Consider the following 26,265-nt stretch of genomic DNA (forward strand, 5'->3'; position numbering starts at 1 on the left):
GACAAGGAGAAGCTGGATGCTCCGCCTGTTGCTTCTGTGCCTGACCTCGTGGCTGTTCGCCGCGCCGGCGCTCGCCGCCGATCCCTGCCCGTTGCTGCGCACCCAGGTCGCCTCGGCCGACACCGCGACCCGCATCGCGGCCTATGCCTGCAAGGAACACCAGAACTGGTTCCGCCCCTTCATCGATGCGGATGGCCGCAGTGGCGGCCTGACCGTGTACGAGGCCGAGAACGGCCCGCTGGCCGATGGCGCCGAGGCGTGGCGCAAGGTCGCCACGTACTGGATCGAGAGTGGTCTGCTCGGCAGCGTCTACGGCCGCAGCGGCGCCAGCGAATGCGCCTATGCACCGACGGCGCGATACGTTTCGCCGGCTTGCCGCACCTTCGTCATCGACACCCCGTGGTCGGGCGCTTTCGTCTCGTGGGTGATGCGTCGTGCCGGTCTGCCGGGATTCCGCGCCTCGGCCAGCCACATCGACTACGTGCGCGAGGCCTACCGCAACCCGGCGCGGAGCCCGTACCTGGTGCAGGCGCCGCAAAGCGCGAAACCGGCGCCGGGCGACCTGCTGTGCTCGGTGCGCAACGCGTCGCGGCTGTTCGGCTTCGGCGACCTCGCCACGCTGCTGAGCGTTGCCGACAGCGGCGGCCTGGCGATGCATTGCGACATCGTGGTCGGCGCCGGGCCCGGCGGGCTGGCCTATCTGGTCGGTGGCAACGTGCAGAACGCGGTGACCCTGCGCATGCTGAAGCTGGATGCGAACGGCTATTTCGCCAGCCTGCCGTCGCGGACGCTGGCCGACCTCGCGTGCAGTCCCGACATGCCGGCCAACTGCGATTCGAACCGGCAGGACTGGGCGGTGATGCTGAAGCTCAGGCCGGCGGTCGACCTGGCGCGGCTGGCGCCGCCGCCGCCCGTTACCGCGCAGGGGGCGCAACCGCAGGCGCCGCAGCGCTGCGTCGAAGTCGGCGGCGGCATGCAGGTCTGCTCTTCGCCGGCCTCCACGCCCGCGGAACCCGCGCAGACTTCCCCATGACGCCGGGGCAGGCAACCGGGCCGCGACGCGCGTTTAGAATCGCCGCATGAGCGTCGACGCCGACAGCAGTCAACTGGTCAAAGTCGTCGCGCTGCTCGGCGCGGCGGTGGGGATGGTCCCGATTTTCCGCCGGCTGGGCCTGGGCTCGGTGCTCGGCTACCTGACGGCCGGCCTGTTGATCGGCCCGTTCGGGCTGGGCTGGTTCTCCGAGCCCGAGGCGATCCTGCACGTGGCCGAACTCGGCGTGGTGATGTACCTGTTCGTGATCGGCCTGGAAATGCGCCCGTCGCACCTGTGGGGCATGCGCCGGCAGATCTTCGGCCTGGGCGCGCTGCAGATCGCCGCGTGCACGCTGGCGCTGACCGCGACCGGCTGGCTGGCGTTCGGGTTCCCGCTGCCGGTGGCGTTCATCGGTTCGGCCGGCTTCGTGCTCACCTCGACCGCGATCGTGATGCAGCTGCTCGGCGAGCGCGGCGACATCGCCCTGCCGCGCGGGCAGAAGATCGTGGCGATCCTGCTGTTCGAGGACCTGCTGATCGTGCCGCTGCTGGCGATCGTGGCGCTGCTGTCGCCGGTGGTGGCGGGCGACGGCGACGCGGCGTGGGGCAAGCTGGGGATCGGCGCGGCGACGCTGGCCGCGCTGGTCGCCGCCGGCATCTGGCTGCTGAATCCGCTGTTCCGCGTGCTGGCCGCGGCCAAGGCGCGCGAAGTGATGACCGCCGCCGCGCTGCTGGTGGTGCTGGGCGCGGCGTTGCTGATGCAGGTCGGCGGGCTGTCGATGGCGATGGGTGCGTTCCTCGCCGGCGTGCTGTTGTCCGAATCGGTGTTCCGCCACCAGATCGAGGCCGACATCGAACCGTTCCGCGGCATCCTCCTGGGCCTGTTCTTCCTCGGCGTGGGCATGTCGCTGGACCTGGGCGTGGTGGCGCGCAACTGGCAGCTGATCGGCGTCAGCGTGCTGGCGATGATGCTGGTAAAGGCGCTGTGCGTGTACGCGGTGGCGCGGCTGACGCGCAGCGCGCATTCCGATGCGCTGGACCGCGCGGTGCTGATGGCGCAGGGCGGCGAGTTCGCCTTCGTGCTGTTCGCCGCGGCCACGGCGGGGCGGGTGATCGACGCCGAAACCGGCGCCAACCTGACCGCGATCGTGGTGCTGTCGATGGTGCTGACGCCGTTGCTGGTCCTGGCGACGCGCGGCCTCGCGCCGAAGGCGGCGCAACCGCTGGAGGGCGTGGAGGCGGCCGATGGCCAGACCGGCAGCGTGCTGATCATCGGCTTCGGCCGCTTCGGCCAGGTGATGAGCCAGTCGTTGCTGGCGCGCGACGTCGACGTGACCATCATCGACACCGACATCGAGATGATCCAGAGCGCCGCCGAATTCGGCTTCAAGGTCTACTACGGCGACGGCACGCGGCTGGACGTGCTGCACGCATCGGGAGCGGGCAGCGCGCGGGCGATCGCGATCTGCGCGGACGACCGCGAGGCCACCGACCGCATCGTCGAACTGGCGAAGCTCGAATTCCCGCAGGCCAAGCTGCTGGCGCGCTCTTACGACCGCGAGCACTCGCTGAAGCTGGTCGACGCCGGCGTCGACTTCCAGATCCGCGAGACCTTCGAATCGGCGGTGGAGTTCGGCCGCGCCGCGCTGCTGGAACTGGGCGTGCCGGAGAACGAGGCGGACGGCATCGCCGAACAGGTGCGCGAACTGGACCGGGAACGCTTCGAGCTGGAAACCGCCGCCGGCGACGTGCGCGCCGGGCGCCCCCTGATCATCGGCAACACCGCCCCGGCCACGCCGACGCCGTTCACCCGGCCCAGGCGCGAGGGCAAGGCGCTGAACCGCGAGGCCGAGGACGCGATCCGCGACGGGGATGCGTGAGTCCGCGCTACACGCGCCGGCGCGAATCGGGGAAAATACGCGCATTGCCCCCGCGAAATCCCCCATGACCGCCCGCATCCTAGATGGCCGCCGCATCGCCGAAGACCTGCTCGACGAACTGAAGACCCGGGTCGACGCGCGGCTGGCGGCCGGCAAGTCGCGGCCGGGGCTGGCGGTGGGGCTGGTCGGCGGCGATCCGGCTTCGGCCGTGTACGTGCGCAACAAGCGCCGCGCGGCGGAGAAGGTCGGCATCGAGGCCTTCGACTACGACCTGCCGGAAGGCACCACCGAGGCCGAACTGCTGGCGCTGATCGACGGCCTGAACGCCGACCCGAAGATCCACGGCATCCTCGTCCAGCTGCCGCTGCCGGGCATTCCCGACGCCAGCCGCCTGATCGAACGCATCGACCCGCGCAAGGACGTCGACGGCTTCCACCCGGCCAATGTCGGCCACCTGGCCTTGCGCCAGTTCGGCCTGCGTCCGTGCACCCCGCGCGGCATCGTGACCCTGCTGGCCCATACCGACCAGCCGGTGCGCGGCCGCAACGCCACCATCGTCGGCGTCAGCAACCATGTCGGCCGGCCGATGGCGCTGGAGCTGCTGATCGCCGGCTGCACGGTGACCAGTTGCCACAAGTTCACCCCGCGCGAGGTGCTGGAGGCCCGGGTCCGCGACGCCGACATCCTGGTGGTCGCGGTGGGCCGGCCCGGCATCGTGCCGGGCGAGTGGGTCAAGCCGGGCGCCGTGGTCATCGACGTGGGCATCAACCGCCTCGACGACGGTCGCCTGGTCGGCGATGTCGGCTATGCCGCGGCCGCCGAAAAGGCCAGCTGGATCACCCCGGTGCCGGGCGGGGTAGGGCCGATGACCGTGGCCACGCTGATGCAGAACACCATCGAGGCGGCGGAAGCCGCGGCCTGACCCCTTTCCCGCGGCGGAGTGTCGGGGCGAGGGGGCGAACGAAGACCGGAAGGTGAACGGCCGTTCTCCTGCAACACTCCGTTCGCCCCTGATCCGCCTTCCGGGCGCCTTTTCCCGTTGGGAGAAGGCGCGGGAACAGGATACAATTACGTGCTTCCCCAACTCTCCCGGGACCCGCCGATGCTCCGCATCCAGGCCGAAGCACTCACTTACGACGACGTTTCCCTCGTCCCCGCCCATTCCACCGTGCTGCCCAAGGACGTCTCGCTGGAGACGCGCCTGACCCGCGGCCTGCGCCTGAAGCTGCCGATCGTTTCCGCGGCGATGGACACGGTCACCGAGGCCCGCCTCGCCATCGCGATGGCCCAGCTCGGCGGCATCGGCATCATCCACAAGAACCTGACCGTCGAACAGCAGGCCGCCGAAGTGGCCAAGGTCAAGAAGTTCGAGGCAGGCGTGATCAAGGACCCGTTCACCGTCGGTCCCAACACCACCATCGGCGACGTGCTCAAGCTGACCCGGGCGCGCAACATCTCCGGCGTGCCGGTGGTCGACGAAGGCGGCCAGCTGGTCGGCATCGTCACCAGCCGCGACATGCGCTTCGAGAAGAAGCTGGACGATCCGGTCCGCCACATCATGACCAAGAAGGACCGGCTGGTCACGGTCAGGGAAGGCGCCAGCGACGAGGAAGTGCTCGACCTGCTGCACAAGCACCGCATCGAGAAGGTGCTGGTGGTCAACGACGGCTTCGAGCTGCGTGGACTGATCACGGTCAAGGACATCCAGAAGAAGACCGACAATCCGAACGCCGCGAAGGACGCGTCGAGCCGGCTGATGGTCGGCGCCGCGGTCGGCGTCGGCGGCGATACCGACCAGCGCATCGAAGCGCTGGTCGCGGCGGGCGTCGACGTGGTCATCGTCGACACCGCGCACGGCCATTCGCAGGGCGTCATCGATCGCGTGGCCTGGGCGAAGAAGCACTTCCCGGACCTGCAGGTGATCGGCGGCAACATCGTCACCGGCGACGCGGCGCTGGCGCTGTTCGACGCCGGTGCGGACGCGGTCAAGGTTGGCGTCGGCCCGGGCTCGATCTGCACCACGCGCATGGTCGCCGGCGTCGGCGTGCCGCAGGTCACCGCGGTCGACATGGTCGCCGAGGCGCTGCAGGACCGCATCCCGCTGATCGCCGACGGCGGCATCCGCTATTCCGGCGACCTCGGCAAGGCGATCGTCGCCGGCGCATCGACGGTGATGATCGGTGGCCTGTTCGCCGGCACCGAGGAAGCCCCGGGCGAAGTCGAATTGTTCCAGGGCCGCAGCTACAAGAGCTACCGCGGCATGGGTTCGCTGGGCGCGATGGAGAAGGGGTCCAAGGACCGTTATTTCCAGGATGCGAGCGATGCGGACAAGCTGGTGCCGGAAGGCATCGAAGGCCGCGTGCCGTACCGCGGCCCGGTCGGCAACATCATCCACCAGTTGGTCGGCGGCCTGCGCGCCACGATGGGCTACGTGGGTTGCGCAACCATCGAGGAAATGCGGGTTAAGCCGAAGTTCGTGAAAATCACGGGTGCGGGGCAGCGTGAGTCGCATGTCCACGATGTGCAGATCACGAAGGAACCGCCGAATTACCGGATGGGCTGATATGGCATTCAGACGAGTGTGGGTCCATTCGTTGTTGCTCACCCTCGTCCTGATGTCGGGGCTGTTATTCATCTTTCCTGAAGCATATGGCCTGATCTTCGGAGGGATGGCGCTCCTCGTGGTCTTTTGCCTGCCAGCGTTCTTGTTGGTTTGGCTGCTTCGCCGAACTTTCGCTTGGCGACTGGCGAGGGTCATCGGCAACGTTGTATTGGGAGCGGCGCTTTACTCGGCAATCTACTGCGCCATATTCACCGCACCTCCGGGTACCAGGATGCTGGATGCAGTCATCCAACCGTTCTGGATACCAGCGATTGGGGGAGCGGTCATCTGCTTCATCATTTCGATTGTCATCGAACTGATTTTCAAGAATCCAGCCGGCTACGCACCAACTCCATGATGACCGATCTCCACAGCGACAAAATCCTCATCCTCGACTTCGGCGCGCAGTACACGCAGCTGATCGCGCGCCGCATCCGCGAGATCGGCGTCTACTGCGAAATCTGGGCCTGGGACCACGACCCGGCCGAGATCGAGAAGTTCGGCGCCAAGGGCATCATCCTCTCCGGCGGCCCCGAATCGACGACGGAGCAGGGCGCGCCGGCCGCGCCGCAGAACGTGTTCGATTGCGGCCTGCCGCTGCTCGGCATCTGCTACGGCATGCAGACCCTGGCCGCGCAGCTTGGCGGCGCAACCGAAGCGGCCGACCAGCGCGAATTCGGCCACGCCGAAGTCGAGATCGTCGCCGCCGACCGGCTGTTCTCCGGCCTTTCCGACCACGCTGGCCAGCCCAGCATCGACGTGTGGATGAGCCACGGCGACCACGTCGCCAAGGCGCCGCCCGGCTTCACGGTCACCGCGATCACCGACCGCATCCCGGTCGCGGCGATGAGCAACGAAGCGAAGAAGTGGTACGGCGTGCAATTCCACCCGGAAGTCACCCACACCAAGCAGGGCCAGGAGCTGCTGCGCCGCTTCGTCGTCGACATCTGCGGCTGCCGGACGCTGTGGACTTCGGCCAACATCATCGAGGACCAGATCGCCCGCGTGCGCGAGCAGGTCGGTTCCGACGAAGTGATCCTGGGCCTGTCCGGCGGCGTCGATTCCTCGGTGGTCGCCGCGCTGCTGCACAAGGCCATCGGCGACCAGCTGACCTGCGTGTTCGTCGACACCGGCCTGCTGCGCTGGCAGGAAGGCGACCAGGTGATGGCGACGATGGCCGAGCACATGGGCGTCAAGGTCGTCCGCGTCAACGCCCGTGACCGCTACTTCAAGGCGCTGGAAGGCGTGGCCGACCCGGAAGCCAAGCGCAAGATCATCGGCAACCTGTTCGTCGAGATCTTCGACGAGGAGTCGGCCAAGCTGAAGAACGCCAGGTGGCTGGCGCAGGGCACGATCTACCCGGACGTGATCGAGTCGGCCGGCAGCAAGACCGGCAAGGCCCACGTCATCAAGTCGCACCACAACGTCGGCGGCCTGCCCGAGGACATGAAGCTCAAGCTGGTCGAGCCGCTGCGCGAGCTGTTCAAGGACGAAGTGCGCCGCCTCGGCGTCGAACTCGGCCTGCCGCGCGAGATGGTCTACCGCCATCCGTTCCCGGGCCCCGGCCTGGGCGTGCGCATCCTGGGCGAAGTGAAGGCGGAGTACGCCGAGCTCCTCGCCAAGGCCGACGCCATCTTCATCGACGAACTGCGCAAGTCCGGCTGGTACGACAAGACCTCGCAGGCCTTCGCCGTGTTCCTGCCGGTCAAGTCGGTCGGCGTGGTCGGCGATGCCCGCGCCTACGAATGGGTGATCGCCCTGCGTGCGGTCGAGACCATCGACTTCATGACCGCGCACTGGGCACACCTGCCCTACGACCTGCTTGGCACGGTTTCAAACCGCATAATCAATGAGTTGCGTGGTGTTTCTCGCGTAGTTTACGACATCAGCGGCAAGCCGCCCGCCACCATCGAGTGGGAGTGATTGCGCGTGTCGATGGACTGGTTCCCGGTGGTTTTCATCGTGTTCAAGCTCGCGCTGCTCGGCGTCGGCATGTTCTTCGCCATCAAGTGGCATTACGACAAGGGGAAGCGTGCCAAGGCCTCCGCCAAGCCGTCGGTGCGCTCCGAACAGACACCCAAGGTCCCGGAATAACCCTTGCCCGGTTCCGTCCGGGCACGGCGTCACGGCCGGTGCCGAAGCCACGGGGCCATGGGCGCCGCATGCGGGCGGCTGCATCGTTCCACGGGGCTGGGCGATACTAGACAGCGATGGCCGAGGTGGTCGTCGCCACTTCCCCCGCAACAGGAGCAGCCCCCGTGCGTTCAAGAGCTTTCGGCCGTACCGGCCGCCACGTCGGCGAGATCGGCTTCGGCGCCTGGGCCATCGGCGCCGCCTGGGGCACGGTGGACGACGGCGAATCCATCGCCGCGCTGCATGCGGCGCTCGACGCCGGGCTGGATTTCATCGATACCGCCGACGTCTACGGCGACGGCCATTCCGAAAAGCTGATCGCCAGGGTGCTGAAGGAACGCGGCGGCGAGCGTCCGTTCGTCGCGACGAAAGCCGGGCGCCGGCTGCCGAAGCAGACGGTGGAGGGCTACAGCGCGGAGAACCTGCAGGGCTGGATCGAGCGCAGCCTGGGAAATCTCGAGGTCGATGCGCTCGACCTGGTGCAGTTGCACTGCCCGCCGACCGACGCCTACTACCACCCGGAAATCTTCGAACGGATGGACCGGCTGGTCGAACAGGGCAAGATCCGCCACTACGGCGTCAGCGTCGAGCGCGTCGAGGAAGCGTTGAAGGCGATCGAATACCCGAACGTCGCCAGCGTGCAGATCATCTACAACGCCTTCCGCCACCGCCCGGCCGAGCTGTTCTTCAGGGAAGCGCAGCGCCGCAACGTGGCGGTCATCGCCCGCGTGCCGCTGGCCAGCGGCCTGCTCAGCGGCAAGTTCGGGGGCGATACGAAATTCGAAGCCGACGACCACCGCCAGTTCAACCGCCACGGCGAAGCCTTCGACGTCGGCGAAACCTTCTCCGGCGTGCCCTACGACGTGGGCCTGGCCGCGGTCGAGAAGCTGCGCCCGCTGGTGCGGGGCGACGCGACGCTGGCGCAGTTCGCGCTGCGCTGGATCCTGATGGACGACGCGGTGACCGTGGCCATCCCCGGCGCGAAGAACCCGCGGCAGGCGCTGGCCAACATCGGCGCGGCCTCGCTGCCGCCGCTGTCGCGCGAAGCCATGGACGCGGTGGCCCGGATCTACGCCGAGGACATCAAGCCGCACGTCCACCAGTGCTGGTGAGCCGCATGTCCGTGGCCGACGACGAAACCTGGATGAAGCACGCCCTCGCGCTGGCGGAACGCGCCGAGCGCGAGGAAGACGAAATCCCGGTCGGCGCGGTGCTGGTGTCGGCGCAAGGCGAAGTGCTCGGCGAAGGCTGGAACCGCAACATCGGCGACCACGACCCCAGCGCGCACGCCGAGATCGTCGCGATGCGCGCCGCCGGCAGGAAGCTCGGCAACCACCGCCTCGTCGGCAGCACGCTGTACGTGACGCTGGAACCCTGCGCGATGTGCGCGATGGCGATGGTGCACGCGCGCGTGGCCCGCGCCGTCTTCGCCGCCAGCGACCCGAAGACCGGCGCCGCCGGCAGCGTGTTCGACCTGCTCGCCGATCCCCGCCACAACCACCGCGTCGAGGTGCGGGGCGGGGTGCTGGCCGACGAAGCCGGCCGTCGCCTGTCCAACTATTTCCGCGCGAAGCGCGGCAAGCCGCCGCTGGACTGAACCGTCACTGGCCCATTCGCGCGCGCCGCTGCCGGGCACGGGCGTGGGCCTGGTCCATCTCCTCGTTGACCGCGGCCACCGCCAGCGCCGATTCGCGCGCCAGCAGCAGGCTGGCGCCGAACAGGCACATCACGCCGAGCACGGCCGAAACCGTCGGCAGCACGTCCAGCCGGTACTGCAGGAAGGCATCGATGGCCACGAACAGGCTGGTGGCGACGAAGCAGCTGATCGCGACGTACAGCAGGCGCCCGGCCTGCATGATGCGCGTGCTGCGCTCGCGCTGGACGCTGATGTTGTGCTCCAGCGCGGCCAGGTACTCGGCATCGTGCGGCTGCTCGATCTCGCGCATCAGCGCGCGCAAGCGGTCGACCACGCGGGCGAGGCGGTTGTTGGCGGACAGTATCAGCGAGGCGGTGGCGGTCAGGAAGAACGCGGGCGCCAGCATCGCGGTGAGGATGCTGTAGTGGTTGGCATCGGCGGGCATCGGGGCTCCGTGTAACGGCGCCGGCGACGGGATCCGGGCCGGCCTCGGCTATGATAAGCCCATGAACGAAGCGAACCGAAGCGACCGCCTGATCTGGATCGACCTGGAGATGACCGGCCTGGACACGACCCGGGATTCGATCATCGAAATCGCCACCGTGGTGACCGATTCGCAGCTCAACCTCCTGGCCGAGGGGCCGGAATTCGCGATTTCGCACCCGCTGGAAACGCTGCAGGCAATGGACGATTGGAACCGCAACCAGCACACCCGTTCCGGGCTGTGGCAGCGGGTGCTGGACAGCACGACGACGCTGGCGCAGGCGGAGGCGGCGACGGTGGCCTTCCTGCACGAATGGGTGCCGCCCAACGCCTCGCCGATGTGCGGCAACTCGATCTGCCAGGACCGGCGCTTCCTGCACCGGCTGATGCCGCGGCTGGAGAAGTACTTCCATTACCGCAACCTCGACGTCAGCACGCTGAAGGAACTGGCGCGACGCTGGGCACCGCAGGTGCTGGCCGGGGTCAACAAGGATTCGAAGCACACCGCGCTGAGCGACGTGCGCGATTCGATCGAGGAATTGCGCCATTACCGCAAACACTTGGGCGAACTGGCCGGGTAGGGCATGGCGCCCCACCGGCTCCTCGGCGGCTGTCGTTGCGGCGCCGTATCGCTGCAGGTCGAACTGTCCCGCGAGCCGGGTTCCTGCCACCCGCGGGCCTGCGATTGCGACTTCTGCCGGGAACGCGAGGCAGCCTACGTGTCGGATCCCGCCGGCCGCTTGCGCATGCGTGCGCGTTCCCCGGCCGACGTGCGGATCGAGCGGCAAGGCTCGCTGCAAGCCGAGTTCCTTTCCTGCCAGGCGTGCGGGACGCTGCTTGTCGTGCGCTGGCAGGACGGCGACCGTGCCTACGGCGCGGTCAATGCGCGGGCGCTGGCGGACCGCGCCGCGTTCGGCGCCGAGCAGCCGGCTTCGCCGAAGCAACTCGGCGCCGGGCAGAAGACCGAGCGCTGGAAGGCATTGTGGTTCGCCGACGTCGGCCTCGACATCGGCTGAGGGACCCGGTCCCGCAAGGGCGGGCGATGCGGGTCGGGGCCCGACCTGTGACGAATCCTATTCCTGACCGGCCCCTGGCTCGTGCGCGCCGGACTCCGGCGACGCGCCCCGCGCGGGCGTCGCCAGCTGCGCCCTGGCGGTGGCGGGGATCGGCGCGTCGCCGTTCGCCGGCACCGCGTAGTGGTACATGTGCACGTCGCGCTGCGGGAACGGGATGCCGATGCCGGCGGCGTCGAACGCCAGCTTGATCCGCTCGGTCAATTCGCACTTGGTGGCGAACCAGTCCTCGTTCCTGACGTGGCAGCGGATGCCCAGGTTGACGCTGTTGTCGGCCAGCTCGTAGACCAGCACGTCGGCGGGCGGATCGGCCAGCACGCGCGGATCCGCGGCCATGATCCGCAGGACCTCGGCGCGGGCCACGTCGATGCGCGAGTCGTAGCTGATGCCGATGACCAGTTCGATCCGGCGCCTGTAGTCCGGCGTCAGGTTGATGATCGAATCGGCGGTGATCAGGCTGTTCGGCAGCACGATGGTCTGGTTGTCCGCGCCGCGCAGCCGGGTCTGGAAGATGCTGACCTGCTCGACCTTGCCGGTCTGGCCGGCGACGGTGACGATGTCGCCGACCCTGAATGGCTTCAGCGACACCAGCATCACGCCCGAAGCGACATTGGACAGCGAATCCTTCAACGCCAGACCGATCGCCAGGCCGGCCGCGCCGACCACCGCGATCAACGAGTTCGGGGCCACGCCGAACACCATCTGCAGGATGCCCAGCACCACCACCGCCAGCAGGATGGTGTAGCAGACCCTGTACAGGAATTGCGCCGCGGTGGTTTCGACCTGCGCCCTGGTCAACGCGCGCTGCAGCATCCGCGCCAGCCACTTCGCCAGATGGCTGCCCAGGTAAAGCGCAATCAGGGCGATCGCGATCTTGATGCCGGCCGCAACCGCCAGCTCCCACCACGCTCCTTCCCGGAAAGATTTCAACCAGTCCACGCGATTCCTCCGTCGTCAACAAGAAGCCCCGCGGGTGCGGGGCTTCCGATGCCTTGGGCGAAGTCTAGCAAGCGCCGGATGAGCGCAGGCTTCATGCGGCGCCCCGGCGCTCAGGCGGCTCCCGCGACGGAACCCGGGGCGGGCTTGAGCTTGGCCAGCCGCAACCAGGTGTCGACCACGGTGTCCGGGTTCAGCGACACCGACTCGATGCCCTCGCGATACAGCCACTCGGCAAGGTCCGGGTGGTCGCTCGGCCCCTGGCCGCAGATGCCGACGTACTTGTTCTTCTTCTTCGCGGCGGCAATGGCCATCGACAACATCTTCTTCACCGCCGGATTGCGCTCGTCGAACAGGCCGGCGACGATGCTCGAGTCGCGGTCCAGGCCCAGGGTCAGCTGGGTCATGTCGTTGGAACCGATCGAGAAGCCGTCGAAGATGTCGAGGAATTCCTCGGCCAGCAACGCGTTGCTCGGCACCTCGCACATCATGATGACCTTCAGGCCGTTCTCGCCCTGCTTCAGGCCGTGGCGGGCCAGCACCTCGACGACCTTGCGGCCTTCCTCCAGCGTGCGCACGAACGGGATCATCACCCACAGGTTGTCGAGGCCCATCTCCTCGCGCACGCGCTTGACCGCCTGGCACTCCAGCGCGAAGGCCGGCTCGAACGACGGATCGACGTAGCGGCTGGCGCCGCGGAAGCCGATCATCGGGTTCTCCTCGTGCGGCTCGTACTTCTGCCCGCCGATCAGGTTGGCGTACTCGTTCGACTTGAAGTCGGACAGGCGCACGATCACCGGGTTCGGCGCGACCGAGGCGGTGATCGTGGCGATGCCCTCGGCGAGGCGGTCGACGTAGAAATCGACCGGGCCGGGGTAGCCGGCGATGCGCGCGTCGATCTTCTTGCGCGTGTCCGCGTCCTGGCGGTCGTATTCGAGCAGCGCCAGCGGATGCACGCCGATGTGGCTGGCGATGATCATCTCCAGCCGCGCCAGGCCGATGCCGGCGTTCGGCAACTGGCCGAAGTCGAAGGCGCGCTCCGGGTTGGCCACGTTCATCATGATCTTCAGCGGCGCGGCCGGCATGTTGCCCAGGTCGGTGGTGGTGCGCTCGAAGGGCAGGGCGCCGGCGTAGATGTAGCCGGTGTCGCCCTCGGCGCAGCTGACCGTGACCTCGCTGCCGTCCTCGATCGCATCCAGCGCGTTGCCGGTGCCGACCACGGCGGGCACGCCGAGCTCGCGGGCGATGATCGCCGCGTGGCAGGTGCGGCCGCCGCGGTTGGTGACGATGGCGCTGGCGCGCTTCATCACCGGCTCCCAGTCGGGGTCGGTCATGTCGGCGACCAGCACGTCGCCGGGCTGCACCCGGTTCATGTCGTCGAGCGAACGTACCACGCGGGCGACGCCGCTGCCGATCTTCTGGCCGATCGCGCGGCCCTCGGCGACCACTTCGCCGCGCCGCTGCAGGTGGTAGCGCTCGATCTGCGTCGCCTTGGCGCGCGATTTCACCGTCTCCGGGCGCGCCTGGACGATGAACAGCTTGCCGGTGACGCCGTCCTTCGCCCATTCGATGTCCATCGGCCGGCCGTAGTGCTGCTCGATGGTCAAGGCCTGCCGCGACAGCGCCTGCACGTCTTCGTCGGAAATCGAGAACCTCGCGCGCAGTTCGGCCGGGGTGTCCTCGGTGCGCACGCGCTCGCCGGGCCGGTCCGAATAGACCATGCGGATCGCCTTGGCGCCCAGCGTGCGGCGCAGGATCGCCGGCTTGCCGGCCTTGAGCGTGGGCTTGTAGACGTAGAACTCGTCCGGGTTCACCGCGCCCTGCACGACCATCTCGCCCAGGCCGTAGCTGGAGGTCACGAAGACCACGTCGCGGAAGCCGGACTCGGTGTCGAGGGTGAACAGCACGCCGGAGGCGCCCACGTCCGAGCGCACCATCAGCTGCACGCCGGCGGACAGGAACACGTCCTCGTGCTTGAAGCCGTGGTGCACGCGGTAGGCGATGGCGCGGTCGTTGTACAGCGAGGCGAACACTTCCTTGACCTTGTGCACGACGTCGTCGGCGCCGGTCACGTTGAGGAAGGTCTCCTGCTGGCCGGCGAACGAAGCGTCCGGCAGGTCCTCGGCGGTGGCGGAGGAACGCACCGCGACGGCGATGTCGCCGCCGCCGTTTTCGGAGGCGAGCTTCGCGTAGGCCGTACGGATTTCCGCGTCCAGTTCCGGCTGCAGCGGCGCGTCGATGACCCAGCCGCGGATTTCCTTGCCGGCCGCGGCCAGCGCCGGCACGTCCTCGACATCGAGCGTGGCCAGCTTGTCGAAGATGCGCTTGGACAGGTCGTTGTGGACGATGAAGGCCTTGAACGCCTCGGCGGTGGTGGCGAAGCCGCCCGGCACCGACACCCCCAGCCCGGCCAGGTTGCCGATCATCTCGCCGAGCGAGGAATTCTTGCCGCCGACCCGGGCCAGGTCGGACAGGCGCAACTCGTGCAACCACAGGATGTTCTGGCTCAAGCGCAAGCTCCGTAGTCTCGGGGACTGCCGCGCCGGGAACCGCCGGCGAGGGCGTATCCATGGGGGAGAAAGCGTTATGATGCAGCAGCATACCAATTGCAGACAAGCTTGATTTCGCCCGGGATTTGGTGTTCGGACAAGGAGGGGAAATGATCGAGGCAGGATTGCAGACCCGACCGGTGTTCTACGTGTCCGATGGCACCGGCATCACCGTCGAAACCATCGGCCATAGCCTGCTGACCCAGTTCCCCAGCTACCAGTTCGTCACCGACCGCATTTCCTTCGTCGACGACGTCGACAAGGCCCGGGACGCCGCCGAGCGCATCCGCGCGGCCGGCGAACAGCACGGCACGCGGCCCATCGTCGTCCACACCATCGTCAACCCGGAAGTCGGCGCGCTGCTGGCCGACAGCGGCGCGCTGATGCTGGACGTGTTCGCGCCGTTCATCGACCCGATGGAGAAGGAACTGGGCACGCAGCGCCAGTCGCGGGTGGGCCAGGCGCACGGCGTCGCCAACTTCGAGACCTACCACCGCCGCATCAACGCGATGAACTTCGCGCTGACCCACGACGACGGCATCGCGGTCAACTACGACGAAGCCGACGTGGTGCTGGTCGCGGTGTCGCGCGCCGGCAAGACCCCGACCTGCGTCTACCTGGCGCTGCATTTCGGCATCAAGGCGGCGAACTACCCGCTGACCGACCAGGACCTGGAAACCGACCGCCTGCCGCCGCGGCTGCGCGCGTACCGGCGCAAGCTGTTCGCGCTGACCATCGACCCCGAGAAGCTGGCGCAGATCCGCCAGGAACGGCGGCCGAATTCGCGCTACGCGCAGCTCGATACCTGCCGCCGCGAGGTCGCCGCGGCCGAGGCGATGTTCAGGGTCGAACGCCTGCCGGTGCTGAGCACCACGCATACGTCGATCGAGGAAATCGCCAGCAAGGTGATGGCCACGCTGGGCCTGCACCGGGAGATGTTCTAGGGCGGGGCGGGGGCCATCACTGTCCCGGCGGCGGTTCCCACAACTCGACCTTGTTGCCCTCGGGATCCATGACCCAGGCGAACTTGCCGAATTCGGATTCGTCGACCTTGTCGAGGACGTTGCAGCCTTCGTCCTTCAGCGCCGCGACCAATGCATGCAGGTCGGCGACGCGGTAGTTCACCATGAACGGGGCGGTGCCCGGCTTGAAGTTTTCGCCGTTGCCGACCGACCAGACCGTCGTGCCCCCGGCCGGCTTGCCGTCGGCATCGGTCCACGCGAACGCCGTGCCGCCCCAGTCCTGGACGTCGATGCCGAGGTGCTTGCGGTACCAGTCGCGCAGCGCCGCGGGATCGCGCGCCGAGAAGAAGATGCCGCCGATGCCGGTGACTCGCTTCATTCAGGAATCCTGCCGACAGGAACGGGCCGTGTTCGCATGGCGACGTGCCACACAGTAAGCCAACTTAGTCCGCATTACCGCTTGCGTCAATGCTGCCGCGATGCGTTTCCAGCGTGTAGCATCGCCCCTATGGCACAAGCGATCTCCACCGTCGCGCACATCCCGAAACTGAGCCGTTTCGGCTGGCTGATGGCGCTGTATGCGGAGAACTACGCGCACCTGGTGCGGCTGTTCGCGCCGGGCGACCTCGCGCCGGGGCGTTACGTCTCGTCGGTCGGCGACGGCCTCGACCTGTACGTCGACGTGATCGAAACCCACCGCTACACGGTGGAACTGCGCCTGACCTACGGCATCGTCGATCCGGTCACCGGCGAACCCGACCCGTCGGCCTTCGTGCGCCTGTACCGCGACGCGCGCCAGGCCGAGGCCACGCACTGCTACGTCGGCCGTCGCTGGCAGGACGTGATCGGCATGTTCCCGCCGCCGGCCGAGCTGATCGGCCACCGCGTGCGCATGAACACTTTCCTCGGAAAATGGCTGGAATACCTGGCCGAGCAGGGGCATGGCGTGGCCACGCTACATCCGACCGCGGTCGAACTGGACTGCGAAGCGACGGCCTGAAACGCCCCGCGGGCCGAACCCGGCGCACGAAACGAAACAGGCCCGCTTGCGCGGGCCTGTTCCTTCGAAAAGTGGCGTCCCCACGGGGATTCGAACCCCGGTCGCTACCGTGAAAGGGTAATGTCCTAGGCCTCTAGACGATGGGGACGCGGCAAGGTTTTTTCCGTCCGGGACAGGCCTGGTGTCCGGAGTTGGTGGAGCCAGCCGGGATCGAACCGGCGACCTCTTGCATGCCATGCAAGCGCTCTCCCAGCTGAGCTATGGCCCCACATGCTGGAAAGCGCGCCATTCTAGCGGCCCCGCATGGCCTGCGCAAGCATCGCGATCGGTCCGCGACGATCCCGGCTCACGCGGATTCGCCAGCATTCAGGCGCGCCTGGCCGATCCTGCGGTAATCCCCCGGCGTCAGCCCGAAGCGGCGCAGGAACAGTTCACCGAAATGCGACGGCGTGGAGAAACCGAGGTCGTAGGCGATGCTGGCCACGCTGTGCCCGGTCTCGAGCAGGCGCCGGCTGGCCAGGTGCAAGCGGTACGTGCGCACGTAATCGCTCCAGCTCATGCCGACCTGCTGCTTGAAGCGGCGACTGAAGTAGGCGGGGGAGAGCGCGCACAGCGCGGCGGCCTGTTCCGCGTTCGGCGCCTGCGCGGGATCGCGGCGCAGGCGATCGATGGCCGGGCGCAGCCGCTGCACCCCGCCGACGCCGTTCTCGAGCCGGCGCGCCGGCACCCGCGGCGCGCGCAGCGCCATGCGCAACAGCAGTTCGGCCAGTGGCAGCGCCAGCGGATCGGCGGCGTCCAGTCCGAGCAGCCAGTCCGCCAGTTGCATCATCCGCTGGTGCGACGCCGGGTCGGGCCGCGCGCAGAACGGTTGCGCCAGCCGTTCCAGTCCGGGCTGGCGCACCAGCGCTTCCCCGGCGATCGCCTCGATCTGCACCAGCACCCAGTCGCGCGGCCCCGCGGCCAGCGCGTAGTCGTGGTGGTGCATCGACGGCACGAAGGCGACGCAGCGCGGCGCCAGGGCGTGGCGCCGGTCGTCGGCGTCGAAATGGCCGCCGACCTTGCCGAACAGCACCAGTTCGTGCACGTCGTGGAAATGCACGAACGGTTCCGACGCCGCCGCGCCGCGCCCGTGGCGCACGCGCTCCACGCGCAGCGGGGCGCCGGGAGGCAGTTCCACGGGCTCGCAGATCGGACGCTCGAGATGGGGCGGCACCATGCCGGAATGGTAGCCCGGCCGTGTGCCGCCGGGCCCCGTTCAGGGCGTGCCGAGCAGGCGCACCTGCAGCGGCTGCAGCGGTGCGCCCGGCGACGGCGCCTCGCCGCCGCCGAGCAGGTCGATCCAGCGCACGCCGTCCAGCTCGTCCGTGCCCAGCACCGGACGCGCTTCGGCCTTGCCCAGGTTCACCAGCAGCAGGCTGCGCTGCGCGCCGTGCCGGCGCAGGATGCACAGCACGGACGAATCGTCGTCGCACAGGATGCGCTGGTCGCCTGCGCGCAATTCGGGGCGCGCGTTGCGCAGCGCAAACAGCTGCCGGTACCAGTGGTACAGCGAATCGGGCTGCGCCTGCTCTTCCTCCAGCGAAACGCCGTCGTTGGAACGGTTGCGGTGCCGCGTCCACCACGGCTGGTCGCTCCGGTACCAGATCGCCGAACCCGGCGCGGTCAGATCGGCGTTCCAGCGGAACGCTTCGCGCAACGGGATGTGCAATCCGTCGGAAACCGGCAGGTCCTTCAGCACCTGGCCGCGCATGCCCAGTTCCTGGCCGTAGTAGATCAGCGGTTCGCCGCGCAGGGTCAGCGCGATGGCGGCGCCGGCGCGGATGCGCGCCATGTCTTCGCCCACCGCCGATGCGTAGCGGTCCATGTCGTGGTTCTCGAGGAAGACCAGTTGGCCCTTGCCGGGCGGCGTGATCGCCTCGGTCTCGCGCAATGCATTGACGATCAGCCGCTTGTCCAGGTCCACCAGCGAGCCGCGGATCGGGAACGCGAACACCAGATCGGTGTTGCCGCGGGTCAGCCAGTCCTTGCCGTAACCCCAGTCGGCCTGCTCGGCGATGATGCGCAACCCGGGGCGGCGCGCCTTCAGCGCCTCGAACATCGGCGTCCAGAAGTCGGCGAACAGGTTCTTCGCCAGCCCCTTGTTGTCCAGGTCGTCCATCATGTGGTCGATGCGGAAACCGTCGACGCCGTCGCGGCCGCTGCCGTCGCCGTGCGGGTCGGCCCAGTACAGCAGCAGGTCCTCGAAATAGCGCTTCACTTCGGGCCGCTGCAGGTCGACCATGGCGATGCCGATCCAGCGGCCGTCGTAGCCCATCCAGCGCGGCTGGTCGAGGAAGGGCTCCGCTTCGCGGTGCTGCGGATCGCGCCAGAGCAGGTAGTCGGCGTAGGGCGCATCGGGCTTGCCGACGGAACCGCTCCACCACGGATGGCCTTCGGCGACGTACTGGAATTCCTCGTCCAGGTACACCTTCAGCCCGCGCTCGTGCGCGCCGCGGACGAAGGCGAAGTAGTCGTCCATGCTGCCGTAGGCCGGATCGATCGCCTTGAACGACGTGGCGAAGTAGTTGTGGTAGTACGGCGAAGGCTGCAAGGGCGTCAGCAGGATCGAGGTGATGCCCAGCTGCTTCAGGTAATCGAGCCGCGAGGCGAGTCCCTTCAGGTCGCCGATGCGGTCGCCGTCGCTGTCGCGGAAACTGCGCATGAACACGTGGTAGAACACTTCCTCGCCGGCTTTCGCCTTCGCCGGCGCGGCCGGCGTGCCGGCCTGGGCAAACGCCGCCAGCCAGGCGCCGAACAGCGCAAGCGCGCAACGCGCGGGCAACGAAATCCTCTTCTGCATCGTCCGACTCCTCATTGGCGGCCCTCCCGCCATGCTTCGCCAAGGAAGCGCAGGCTCTCGGCCAGCGCATCCGCCCAGTAGTCCCAGTCGTGGCCGCCGTCGCGCTCGGCATATTCGTGCGCGATGCCGGCGCGTTGCAGGTCGCGGTGCAGCGCGCGGTTGGCCTCCAGCAGCGGGTCGTCGCGGCCGCAGTCGAAGTACAGCGGCGGCAACGCCAGCGTGGCCGCGGCGCGGGCGAGCGCGGCCAGCACGCCGGTGTCGGCGGGCGCCCGGCTCCACGCGTCGCGGTTTTCCTCGATCAGGCCGTCGAGATGCGCGGCCTCGGTGATCGCCGAATGCGCCGCGGCCGCGGCGATGCGGTGCGGATACTTGCCGGCCAGGCGCAGCGCGCCGAAACCGCCCATGCTCAGGCCGACGACCATCAGAGGCGAGCGCTCGCTGCAGCCCGCCACCAGTTCGCGGGCGAGGGCAGGGACTTCGTCGACGATCCAGCTCTCGGCGGCATCCACGTAGCCGGAACCGTCGCCCCACAGGCCATCCGACGGCATCAGCAAGGCCACCGGCGGCAATGCGCCTTCATCGATCAGGCGCGCGGCGGTGAGATGCGCGCGGCCCTTCAGCGCCCATGCCCAGTGCGAGCCGTAGACGCCGTGCAGCAACACCACGATGGGCAGGTCGCCCGCGCCTTGCGCGGCGGGCGGAACGTACAGCGTCACGTCGGCGCGGCGGCCGAGCGCGCGGCTCTTGACCGTGACGAATTCGAGCCCTGTGGCGGAGATGGCCGGATCGGAAGTTTCGATGGTGCGGAAACGCGTGCCGTTCATGCGACCCGGAGGACTCCCTTGCTGCTGCGCCCGGCCAGCATGTCGTCGAAGGCGTCCGCGAGCCGGTCCAGCGGATAGCGGTGGCTGACCAGCGCGGCCAGTTCCAGTTTCCCTTGCGCCACCCAGTCGAGCAGCCGCGGGAAATCCCGCTCCGGCACGCAACCGCCATAGAGCGGCGCAAGGTAGCGCTTGTTCCAGAACAGGTCGGTCAGTTGCAGCGTGCCGGCCCCGTGCGCGCCGCTGACCTGCAACGCGTTGCCACCGTTGCGGGCCAGCCGCAGCGGCAGGAAGGCGAGGGCGGGGGCGCCGGTGGCCTCGAAGGCGTGGTCGGCACCGCGGCCACCGGTGAGCGACTTCACTTCGGCGACCAGCCGCGCGTGTTGCGCGTCGTCGTCGCGCGTTTCGATGGCGTGCGTGGCGCCGAATTCGCGTGCGAGGGCCAGCCGCGACGGCACGCGGTCGATGGCGACGATCGTGCCGGCGCCGGCGATGCGCGCGCCCTGGATCACGTTCAGGCCGACGCCGCCGCAGCCCAGCACCGCCACCGTGTCGCCGGGCGCGATGGCGGCGACGTTGACCGCCGAACCCACGCCGGTCATCACCGCGCAGCCGAGGATGCACGCCTGGTCCAGCGGCAGTTGCGTTGGCAGCGACGTGAGCGCTTCGGCGCGCACCAGCGCGTAGCGGGAGAACGTGCCGAGGTGGAAGGCGCATTCGATCGGCTTGCCGCGCCAGCGCGTGGCACCGGGATGGGCGCGGCTGTTGCCCGGTCCCTGCTGGTCGAGTTCGTGGGTGCGTTCGCACAGCGACGCCGCGCCCTGCACGCATTGGAAGCAATGCCCGCAGGGGATCGCCCAGTTCAGCAACACCGGCTGCCCCGCCTGCAGGCCGCGCACGCCTTCGCCAACCGCTTCGACGTGGCCGGCGCCTTCGTGCCCCAGCACCAGTGGTCCGGGCCAGCGCAACGCGGCGTGGTCGGTATGGCAGACGCCGGCGGCGGCGATGGCCACGCGGACCTCGCCGGGGCCGGGCGGCTCGACTTCGATGTCGTCGACCACGAAGTTGCCGTCGCCGTCGGCGATCACCGCCGGCCCGCTGACCACGCCGACGCTCATGCCGCGTTCTGGAACAGCACCGGATTCTTCGGCGTTTCGATGACCGCGCCGACGGCCGCGCCCGGGCACCAGCGGCCCCAGTCGGCCTGTTGCATGTGGTTGTCCGGCGCCTTCAGCCGCATCGCGCTGTCCATGTAGATCACCGTCATCACCGAACGCGGCGTGGCCGAGCGATTCGGGCCAGCGCGGTGGAAGGTCCAGCCCAGGTGGAAGCTGACCTCGCCAAGGTCGAACGGTTCGTCCACCACCTCGAAACCCTGCGCTTCCATGTTCGCGGTGATCTCGCGCTCGCTGTCGTCCGAAATGCCGAGGTCACGGCCGAATTCCACGCTCTGGCTGCCGGCGAAGAACGCCAGCGGCCCCATCGCCTTCGGCACCGCCTGCAGCGGCACCCACGCGGTGATGCAACGGTCGCTGGCCAGCGGCCAGTAGTACTGGTCGGCGTGCGCCGGGGTGATGCCGCCGCCGGGCTCCTTGTACAGCGACTGGTCGTGGTACAGGCGCACGCCATCGACCTCCAGCAGCGCGGCGGCGAGCCCGGCCAGGCGCCGGCCGAACACGAACTCGCGGACGACCTCGCTTTCCTCCCACAGGTTCATCACCTGCAGGAAGGCCTTGTCGTAGGTGCTGCGCTGTTCCATCGGCAGCGTCTGCGTGTTCAGCGCGATGGTCAGGCGGGTGATCTCGTCGCCGTAGCGGCGCAGTTCCTCGGCGTTGAACACGTCCTTCAGCTTGATGAAGCCATCGCGGCGGAAATCGGCCAGCTGTCGTTCCGAAAGCGGGTAGGGGCGGTCGAGGTCGATGGCCATGCCTGTGCGGTCTCCGTGTCGATGCGAGGCATCCTAGGCGGCCGTGGCGCCAGGCACATCCATGCCACTTGTCGAACCGTCGCGGATGTCTGTCGGATTCATGACCACCCGCGCGGACATGCGGCGCGGGCATCGGTGTAAAGTAACGGCATGTCCGTCCGCGCGCTGCTGTTCCACTTGTCGCTGTGTTTCGCCCTCGTGTTCAACGGGGTGGCGTCCGCGGCCGTACACGCCATGGCGTTCGAAGCGCCCGGATCGGATTCGACCGCCATGCCGGCCATGGCAACGGCAGGCGAAAACCATTGCCACGAACACGGACAGGCACTGGCATCCGCGGACACGCGACCCGCGGATGCGGCGATGCACGATGGCCACGCCGGCAAACCGGATTCGCCCGCAGCCCCCGACTGCTGCAAATCCGAGGCCTGCCGCTGCGCCTGCGTGCAGTCGGCCGCGCTCGCTATGCCGGCGCAATTCCACGCCGGCGTCGCGCCGTTGCACGGCCCCGGCGTACGCGTGCCCGCGATCGACCACGCCAGCCCGGCGTTGCCGCACCTGATACGACCTCCCATCGACCAAGCGTCCTGAGGCGCCTTGGCGCCATCGTCGTCGTGCCTGCCCGAATCCGGGCGCGCGTGCACGGCACTCGGCCCGCGTCCGGCGGGCCCATGCAGACGCTTTGGAGATTCCATGTCATTCGATGTATCCGACGGGCCGCGGCGACCCTCGCGCCGCCGTTTCGTGCAGGGCCTGGCCGCCGGTGGCGCATTGGCCGGCCTGGGCCTGTTTCCCAGGCCCGCGTGGGCCCTGAAAGGCGCCGGCCAGGCGAACGTGCTGTCGGGCACGCATTTCGACCTGAGCATCGGCGAGACGCCGGTGAACTTCACCGGCCGCATGCGCAGCGCGATCACCGTCAACGGCTCGCTGCCTGCGCCGCTGCTGCGCTGGCGCGAAGGCGACACCGTCGAACTGCGCGTGCGCAACGCGTTGCCGCACGGCTCGATCCACGGCCATGAAACCTCGCTGCACTGGCACGGCATCGTGCTGCCGGCGAACATGGACGGCGTGCCCGGCCTGAGCTTCGACGGCATCCATCCCGGCGAAAGCTACCTGTACCGCTTCCAGGTGCGCCAGGCCGGTACCTACTGGTACCACAGCCATTCCGGTTTCCAGGAGCAGGCCGGCCTGTACGGTCCGCTGGTGATCGATCCACTCGCCCCGGAACCCTTCGCGTACGACCGCGACTACGTGGTGATGCTGAGCGACTGGACCGACCTCAGCGGCGCGGCGCTGTTCTCGCGGCTGAAGAAGATGGCCGGCCACGACAATTGGTACAAGCGCACCGCCGGCGACTTCTTCCGCGACGTCCGGCGCGACGGACTGTCGGCCACGCTGCAGGACCGCAGGATGTGGGGCGGGATGCGGATGACGCCGACCGACCTGTCCGACGTCAACGCCGGCACCTACACCTACCTGATCAACGGCACCACGACGCCGGGCAACTGGACCGGCCTGTTCCGTTCCGGCGAAAGGATCCGCCTGCGCTTCATCAATGGCGCGGCGATGACTTATTTCGACGTGCGCATTCCCGGCCTGAAGATGACCGTGGTCGCCGTCGACGGCCAGTACGTGCATCCGGTGACGGTGGACGAATTCCGCATCGCCACGGCCGAGACCTTCGACGTGATCGTCGAACCGACGGGGCAGGATGCCTTCACCGTCTTCGCGCAGGATTCCGCGCGTACCGGCTACGTCAGCGGCACGCTGGCCGTGCGCGAAGGCCTGCGCGCGCCGGTGCCGGCGCTCGATCCCCGGCCGATCCTGACGATGGCCGACATGGGCATGACCCACGGCCAATCCGCCGATGCGCATGCCGGCCATGACATGGGCGGCATGGCGCAAGGCGGCGGCATGCAATCGCATCCGGCCAGCGAAGCGGGCAATCCGCTGGTCGACAACCAGGCGATGGCGCCGACCTCGCGCCTGGACGATCCGGGCAACGGGTTGCGCGGCAACGGACGCGACGTGCTCAGCTATTCGAAGCTGCGCAGCCTGTTCGGCGATCCGGACGGCCGCGAGCCGGGCAGGGAAGTGCAACTGCACCTGACCGGGCACATGGAGAAGTTCGCGTGGTCGTTCGACGGCATCAAGTTCTCCGGCGCCGAGCCGCTGAAGTTCAATTACGGCGAACGCCTGCGCATCGTGCTGGTCAACGACACGATGATGAGCCATCCGATCCACCTGCACGGCATGTGGAGCGACGTCGAGGACGACCACGGCGGATTCATGCTGCGCAAGCACACCATCGACATGCCGCCGGGCAGCAGGCGCAGCTACCGCGTGCGCGCCGATGCGCTCGGCAACTGGGCCTACCACTGCCATCTTCTCTACCACATGGAAGCCGGAATGATGCGGCAGGTGAGGGTGGAGGAATGAACGCCATGAACCGCACGCACGCGACCCGGCACCGTCTGGCGCTCGGCGTTTTCGCCGCGTTGTTGCTGCCGGCTTCTTCCCTGTTCGCACAGGACAGCGGGCAGGCGACGGACCCGCACCGGCATCACGACACGCCGTCGTCGACCGGGCAGGACGCCGCGGAGCCCATGCAAGGCATGGATCATTCGACGATGGATCATTCGAGAATGGACCACTCGAAGATGGAGCACATGGCGGAAGGACATGCCGGCATGCAACACGACCTGTCGTCGATGCCCGGCGGGCACCACCGCATGGACCACGCGGCCCATGCCCCGAACCAGCCACGCACTCCGGTACCGCCGCTTACCGACAGCGACCGCGCCGCAGCGACTCCACCCGTCCATGGACATCCCTCCGGCGACAACCGCGTCCACGGCTTCATGCTGATCGACGGGCTGGAAGCCTGGGACAGCGACGAAGGAACGGCCTGGTCGTGGTCGGGACGGGGCTGGATCGGCACCGACCTCGATCGGTTGTGGTTGCGCAGTAGCGGCGAGAGCGTCTCCGGCCACAGCGAGACCGCGGAACTGGAGTTGCTCTATGGCCGCAGCTTCTCGCCGTGGTGGGACGTGGTTGCCGGCCTGCGCCGCGATTTCGCCCCCGGCGACGGCGATGCGCGGGATTTCGTCGCGATCGGCCTGCAGGGTCTGGCGCCGCAGAAATTCGAAGTCGAAGCCACGGCTTACCTTGGCGAACACGGCCAAGGCGCCATTCGCCTGGAAACCGGTTACGAGGTGTTGCTGACCAATCGCCTGGTCCTGCAACCGCGCCTGGAGCTGGAGGCGTTCGGCAAGGACGACCCGGCGCGCGGCATCGGCTCGGGACTCGGCACGGCCGAAATCGGACTGCGCCTGCGCTACGAATTCACCCGCAAGTTCGCGCCGTATGTCGGCGTAGTCCATGAGCGCGCTTTCGATGGCACCGCCGATCTGCGCCGCGACTCGTCGCAGCCGGTCGACGACACCCGGATCGTGGTGGGCGTGCGCACCTGGTTCTGATCGGGGGGGGAGGCGGACTAACGGGCTGATGGTAGTTACATTTCGCATAATGTATATTATGTAAATGATAAGCAGTAGCTTGAGATATATCACCTAAACCATTGGTATTTCGTCGGTTTTTGGCTGGGCAGCTGATCTCCACATACTCCGGCATCCGATTTCCCCATAGAAACGAACGCTAACCGTTGAATCGCTTGGGAAAGCGAATTCATCACCAGAATGTGCCTTATATACGGTGCCAACATCACAATTCACCATAGATTCGCCGCTAGTTCATGGCTTCAACGGTGACCCGCAGGCGCTCTTGGTAATTCCATGCGGCCCTGCCACGCCAGCGTTCTGGGTCCACTAGCGGGCCAAATGGCCACGACATGATGTACGCCTCAAGGACATCCTCCTGACAAGTGGCTGCAATGCTCCACTCGTGCCCTGGCGGCTCCCGTTCCAGGCCAATGCTCGGCCAGTGCTGAAACCACGCTCCCGAAACCCCTCCTCCCATTTCGGGGACATCGGTTTCGTGGAGCGGTATGGCGGCCGATTCTCGGAGGACTCGGCTCGACTCTTGTGAAGCCAATCCCAAGGCGCACGAGCCATTGGCTGTCCGAGTGAATGCTGTAGACGGCGCTCCACTGCCCACAGCCTCTTTGCCTGATGCCAATCCAAGGCGACCACGCGGTTTCCAATCTGAGGGACTCGGGTTCTACCCCGAAATCACGGACGGTTGTAAAAGGGCTGAGAACTTCTGGTCTTGCCTGGCGACCCTTCGTCGCATCCTCGGGTTGTGGAACCGCTCGATGTATTCGAACACATCAGCCCTCGCGGCATCGAGCGTTGGGTAGGTCATGCGGTAGACCCGCTCGCGCTTGAGCAGGCCGAAGAAGCCTTCGCACGCGGCGTTGTCACCGCAGTGGCCCAC

General features: G+C 68.0%; 26 protein-coding genes and 2 tRNA genes. 16 read left to right on the forward strand and 12 right to left on the reverse strand.

Going from position 1 to position 26,265, the window contains the following annotated elements; translation table 11 throughout:
• Nucleotides 1–16: 16 nt before the first annotated feature.
• From CSC71_RS07205 to tadA, 9 genes are all read left to right on the forward strand, one after another.
• Nucleotides 17–1,033 carry a DUF2272 domain-containing protein gene (locus CSC71_RS07205; protein WP_162373686.1) on the forward strand — a complete coding sequence of 339 codons (1,017 nt, stop codon included), beginning with the start codon at nt 17–19 and terminating at the stop codon, nt 1,031–1,033.
• 46 nt (nt 1,034–1,079) lie between these two features.
• A complete protein-coding gene (locus CSC71_RS07210) occupies nt 1,080–2,912 on the forward strand; it encodes a monovalent cation:proton antiporter-2 (CPA2) family protein (protein ID WP_162373687.1) in 1,833 nt (610 codons plus the stop codon).
• 64 nt (nt 2,913–2,976) lie between these two features.
• Nucleotides 2,977–3,834, forward strand: a complete 858-nt coding sequence (gene folD, locus CSC71_RS07215) for a bifunctional methylenetetrahydrofolate dehydrogenase/methenyltetrahydrofolate cyclohydrolase FolD (protein WP_162373688.1) — start codon at nt 2,977–2,979, stop codon at nt 3,832–3,834.
• Between the two features lie 180 nt (nt 3,835–4,014).
• Nucleotides 4,015–5,475 (forward strand): IMP dehydrogenase, encoded by a 1,461-nt coding sequence (gene guaB, locus CSC71_RS07220; RefSeq protein ID WP_162373689.1) that lies wholly within the window; start codon nt 4,015–4,017, stop codon nt 5,473–5,475.
• 34 nt (nt 5,476–5,509) lie between these two features.
• Nucleotides 5,510–5,872, forward strand: coding sequence for a hypothetical protein (locus CSC71_RS07225; protein WP_162373690.1), 363 nt, complete (start codon nt 5,510–5,512; stop codon nt 5,870–5,872).
• Nucleotides 5,872–7,437, forward strand: coding sequence for a glutamine-hydrolyzing GMP synthase (gene guaA, locus CSC71_RS07230; RefSeq protein WP_162373691.1), 1,566 nt, complete (start codon nt 5,872–5,874; stop codon nt 7,435–7,437). The genes CSC71_RS07225 and guaA overlap by 1 nt, the downstream gene beginning before the upstream one ends.
• Nucleotides 7,438–7,449: 12 nt before the next feature.
• The gene (locus CSC71_RS15400) at nt 7,450–7,608 is read left to right on the forward strand and encodes a hypothetical protein (protein ID WP_170295391.1); all 159 of its coding nucleotides are present in this window, start codon (nt 7,450–7,452) and stop codon (nt 7,606–7,608) included.
• Nucleotides 7,609–7,772: 164 nt separating this feature from the next.
• Nucleotides 7,773–8,759 carry an aldo/keto reductase gene (locus CSC71_RS07235; RefSeq protein ID WP_162373692.1) on the forward strand — a complete coding sequence of 329 codons (987 nt, stop codon included), beginning with the start codon at nt 7,773–7,775 and terminating at the stop codon, nt 8,757–8,759.
• Nucleotides 8,760–8,764: 5 nt separating this feature from the next.
• The gene (gene tadA / locus CSC71_RS07240; protein ID WP_162373713.1) at nt 8,765–9,244 is read left to right on the forward strand and encodes a tRNA adenosine(34) deaminase TadA; all 480 of its coding nucleotides are present in this window, start codon (nt 8,765–8,767) and stop codon (nt 9,242–9,244) included.
• Nucleotides 9,245–9,248: 4 nt separating this feature from the next.
• Here tadA and CSC71_RS07245 read toward each other — a convergent pair whose 3' ends face one another.
• Nucleotides 9,249–9,728 (reverse strand): DUF2721 domain-containing protein, encoded by a 480-nt coding sequence (locus CSC71_RS07245; RefSeq protein WP_162373693.1) that lies wholly within the window; start codon nt 9,726–9,728, stop codon nt 9,249–9,251.
• Nucleotides 9,729–9,789: 61 nt separating this feature from the next.
• Between CSC71_RS07245 and orn the strand changes: the two genes are divergently transcribed.
• Nucleotides 9,790–10,347, forward strand: coding sequence for an oligoribonuclease (gene orn, locus CSC71_RS07250; protein ID WP_162373694.1), 558 nt, complete (start codon nt 9,790–9,792; stop codon nt 10,345–10,347).
• A gap of 3 nt (nt 10,348–10,350) precedes the next feature.
• Nucleotides 10,351–10,782 carry a GFA family protein gene (locus CSC71_RS15785; RefSeq protein ID WP_162373695.1) on the forward strand — a complete coding sequence of 144 codons (432 nt, stop codon included), beginning with the start codon at nt 10,351–10,353 and terminating at the stop codon, nt 10,780–10,782.
• A 57-nt stretch (nt 10,783–10,839) separates the two neighbouring features.
• Here CSC71_RS15785 and CSC71_RS07260 read toward each other — a convergent pair whose 3' ends face one another.
• Nucleotides 10,840–11,778 carry a mechanosensitive ion channel family protein gene (locus CSC71_RS07260; RefSeq protein WP_246192060.1) on the reverse strand — a complete coding sequence of 313 codons (939 nt, stop codon included), beginning with the start codon at nt 11,776–11,778 and terminating at the stop codon, nt 10,840–10,842.
• A 110-nt stretch (nt 11,779–11,888) separates the two neighbouring features.
• Nucleotides 11,889–14,285 (reverse strand): phosphoenolpyruvate synthase, encoded by a 2,397-nt coding sequence (gene ppsA / locus CSC71_RS07265; protein ID WP_162373696.1) that lies wholly within the window; start codon nt 14,283–14,285, stop codon nt 11,889–11,891.
• A gap of 149 nt (nt 14,286–14,434) precedes the next feature.
• Between ppsA and ppsR the strand changes: the two genes are divergently transcribed.
• The gene (ppsR, locus tag CSC71_RS07270) at nt 14,435–15,268 is read left to right on the forward strand and encodes a posphoenolpyruvate synthetase regulatory kinase/phosphorylase PpsR (protein WP_425501925.1); all 834 of its coding nucleotides are present in this window, start codon (nt 14,435–14,437) and stop codon (nt 15,266–15,268) included.
• A 16-nt stretch (nt 15,269–15,284) separates the two neighbouring features.
• On the opposite strand, the gene CSC71_RS07275 is transcribed toward ppsR, so the two are convergent.
• Nucleotides 15,285–15,665, reverse strand: coding sequence for a VOC family protein (locus tag CSC71_RS07275; protein ID WP_162373697.1), 381 nt, complete (start codon nt 15,663–15,665; stop codon nt 15,285–15,287).
• A 129-nt stretch (nt 15,666–15,794) separates the two neighbouring features.
• Between CSC71_RS07275 and CSC71_RS07280 the strand changes: the two genes are divergently transcribed.
• Nucleotides 15,795–16,286 (forward strand): DUF1249 domain-containing protein, encoded by a 492-nt coding sequence (locus tag CSC71_RS07280; RefSeq protein ID WP_162373698.1) that lies wholly within the window; start codon nt 15,795–15,797, stop codon nt 16,284–16,286.
• Nucleotides 16,287–16,358: 72 nt separating this feature from the next.
• Here the strand turns inward: CSC71_RS07280 and CSC71_RS07285 are convergent.
• From CSC71_RS07285 to CSC71_RS07315, 7 genes are all read right to left on the reverse strand, one after another.
• Nucleotides 16,359–16,434 (reverse strand) — tRNA-Glu (locus CSC71_RS07285).
• Nucleotides 16,435–16,478: 44 nt separating this feature from the next.
• Nucleotides 16,479–16,554: transfer RNA gene (locus tag CSC71_RS07290), tRNA-Ala, on the reverse strand.
• Nucleotides 16,555–16,632: 78 nt separating this feature from the next.
• Nucleotides 16,633–17,463, reverse strand: a complete 831-nt coding sequence (locus CSC71_RS07295; RefSeq protein ID WP_246192062.1) for a helix-turn-helix transcriptional regulator — start codon at nt 17,461–17,463, stop codon at nt 16,633–16,635.
• Nucleotides 17,464–17,541: 78 nt separating this feature from the next.
• Complete coding sequence (locus tag CSC71_RS07300) at nt 17,542–19,125, reverse strand: alpha-amylase family glycosyl hydrolase (protein WP_162373700.1); 1,584 nt, start codon at nt 19,123–19,125, stop codon at nt 17,542–17,544.
• A gap of 11 nt (nt 19,126–19,136) precedes the next feature.
• The gene (locus CSC71_RS07305; RefSeq protein WP_162373701.1) at nt 19,137–19,949 is read right to left on the reverse strand and encodes an alpha/beta hydrolase; all 813 of its coding nucleotides are present in this window, start codon (nt 19,947–19,949) and stop codon (nt 19,137–19,139) included.
• Nucleotides 19,946–21,064 carry a Zn-dependent alcohol dehydrogenase gene (locus CSC71_RS07310; RefSeq protein ID WP_162373702.1) on the reverse strand — a complete coding sequence of 373 codons (1,119 nt, stop codon included), beginning with the start codon at nt 21,062–21,064 and terminating at the stop codon, nt 19,946–19,948. Before CSC71_RS07310 ends, CSC71_RS07305 begins: the two co-directional genes overlap by 4 nt.
• A complete protein-coding gene (locus CSC71_RS07315; protein ID WP_162373703.1) occupies nt 21,061–21,873 on the reverse strand; it encodes a phytanoyl-CoA dioxygenase family protein in 813 nt (270 codons plus the stop codon). The genes CSC71_RS07310 and CSC71_RS07315 overlap by 4 nt, the downstream gene beginning before the upstream one ends.
• Before the next feature lie 150 nt (nt 21,874–22,023).
• On the opposite strand from CSC71_RS07315, the gene CSC71_RS07320 reads away from it, so the two are divergent.
• From CSC71_RS07320 to CSC71_RS07330, 3 genes are all read left to right on the forward strand, one after another.
• A complete protein-coding gene (locus CSC71_RS07320) occupies nt 22,024–22,461 on the forward strand; it encodes a CopL family metal-binding regulatory protein (protein WP_162373704.1) in 438 nt (145 codons plus the stop codon).
• Between the two features lie 102 nt (nt 22,462–22,563).
• Entirely contained in the window at nt 22,564–24,309 is a 1,746-nt protein-coding gene (locus CSC71_RS07325) for a copper resistance system multicopper oxidase (RefSeq protein ID WP_162373705.1), read from the forward strand.
• A 5-nt stretch (nt 24,310–24,314) separates the two neighbouring features.
• Complete coding sequence (locus CSC71_RS07330; RefSeq protein WP_162373706.1) at nt 24,315–25,349, forward strand: copper resistance protein B; 1,035 nt, start codon at nt 24,315–24,317, stop codon at nt 25,347–25,349.
• Between the two features lie 700 nt (nt 25,350–26,049).
• Here the strand turns inward: CSC71_RS07330 and CSC71_RS07335 are convergent.
• A partial coding sequence (locus CSC71_RS07335; RefSeq protein WP_162373230.1) for an IS3 family transposase occupies nt 26,050–26,265 on the reverse strand: 216 nt, incomplete at its 5' end.

Source organism: Pseudoxanthomonas sangjuensis (assembly GCF_010211755.1).
In the GTDB taxonomy this organism is placed as follows: Bacteria; Pseudomonadota; Gammaproteobacteria; order Xanthomonadales; family Xanthomonadaceae; genus Pseudoxanthomonas_A; species Pseudoxanthomonas_A sangjuensis.

Bases quoted from the DNA above. Each gene is read 5' to 3' on its own strand.
- CSC71_RS07305 (WP_162373701.1), bottom strand. From the start codon at position 19,949: ATGAACGGCACGCGTTTCCGCACCATCGAAACTTCCGATCCGGCCATC.
- ppsR (WP_425501925.1), top strand. From the start codon at position 14,435: ATGATCGAGGCAGGATTGCAGACCCGACCGGTGTTCTACGTGTCCGAT.
- CSC71_RS07310 (WP_162373702.1), bottom strand. From the start codon at position 21,064: ATGAGCGTCGGCGTGGTCAGCGGGCCGGCGGTGATCGCCGACGGCGAC.
- CSC71_RS07315 (WP_162373703.1), bottom strand. From the start codon at position 21,873: ATGGCCATCGACCTCGACCGCCCCTACCCGCTTTCGGAACGACAGCTG.
- tadA (WP_162373713.1), top strand. From the start codon at position 8,765: ATGTCCGTGGCCGACGACGAAACCTGGATGAAGCACGCCCTCGCGCTG.
- guaA (WP_162373691.1), top strand. From the start codon at position 5,872: ATGACCGATCTCCACAGCGACAAAATCCTCATCCTCGACTTCGGCGCG.
- folD (WP_162373688.1), top strand. From the start codon at position 2,977: ATGACCGCCCGCATCCTAGATGGCCGCCGCATCGCCGAAGACCTGCTC.
- CSC71_RS07205 (WP_162373686.1), top strand. From the start codon at position 17: ATGCTCCGCCTGTTGCTTCTGTGCCTGACCTCGTGGCTGTTCGCCGCG.
- CSC71_RS07320 (WP_162373704.1), top strand. From the start codon at position 22,024: ATGTCCGTCCGCGCGCTGCTGTTCCACTTGTCGCTGTGTTTCGCCCTC.
- CSC71_RS07210 (WP_162373687.1), top strand. From the start codon at position 1,080: ATGAGCGTCGACGCCGACAGCAGTCAACTGGTCAAAGTCGTCGCGCTG.
- CSC71_RS07330 (WP_162373706.1), top strand. From the start codon at position 24,315: ATGAACCGCACGCACGCGACCCGGCACCGTCTGGCGCTCGGCGTTTTC.
- CSC71_RS07300 (WP_162373700.1), bottom strand. From the start codon at position 19,125: ATGCAGAAGAGGATTTCGTTGCCCGCGCGTTGCGCGCTTGCGCTGTTC.
- orn (WP_162373694.1), top strand. From the start codon at position 9,790: ATGAACGAAGCGAACCGAAGCGACCGCCTGATCTGGATCGACCTGGAG.
- CSC71_RS15400 (WP_170295391.1), top strand. From the start codon at position 7,450: ATGGACTGGTTCCCGGTGGTTTTCATCGTGTTCAAGCTCGCGCTGCTC.
- guaB (WP_162373689.1), top strand. From the start codon at position 4,015: ATGCTCCGCATCCAGGCCGAAGCACTCACTTACGACGACGTTTCCCTC.
- CSC71_RS07275 (WP_162373697.1), bottom strand. From the start codon at position 15,665: ATGAAGCGAGTCACCGGCATCGGCGGCATCTTCTTCTCGGCGCGCGAT.
- CSC71_RS07325 (WP_162373705.1), top strand. From the start codon at position 22,564: ATGTCATTCGATGTATCCGACGGGCCGCGGCGACCCTCGCGCCGCCGT.
- CSC71_RS07245 (WP_162373693.1), bottom strand. From the start codon at position 9,728: ATGCCCGCCGATGCCAACCACTACAGCATCCTCACCGCGATGCTGGCG.
- CSC71_RS07280 (WP_162373698.1), top strand. From the start codon at position 15,795: ATGGCACAAGCGATCTCCACCGTCGCGCACATCCCGAAACTGAGCCGT.
- CSC71_RS15785 (WP_162373695.1), top strand. From the start codon at position 10,351: ATGGCGCCCCACCGGCTCCTCGGCGGCTGTCGTTGCGGCGCCGTATCG.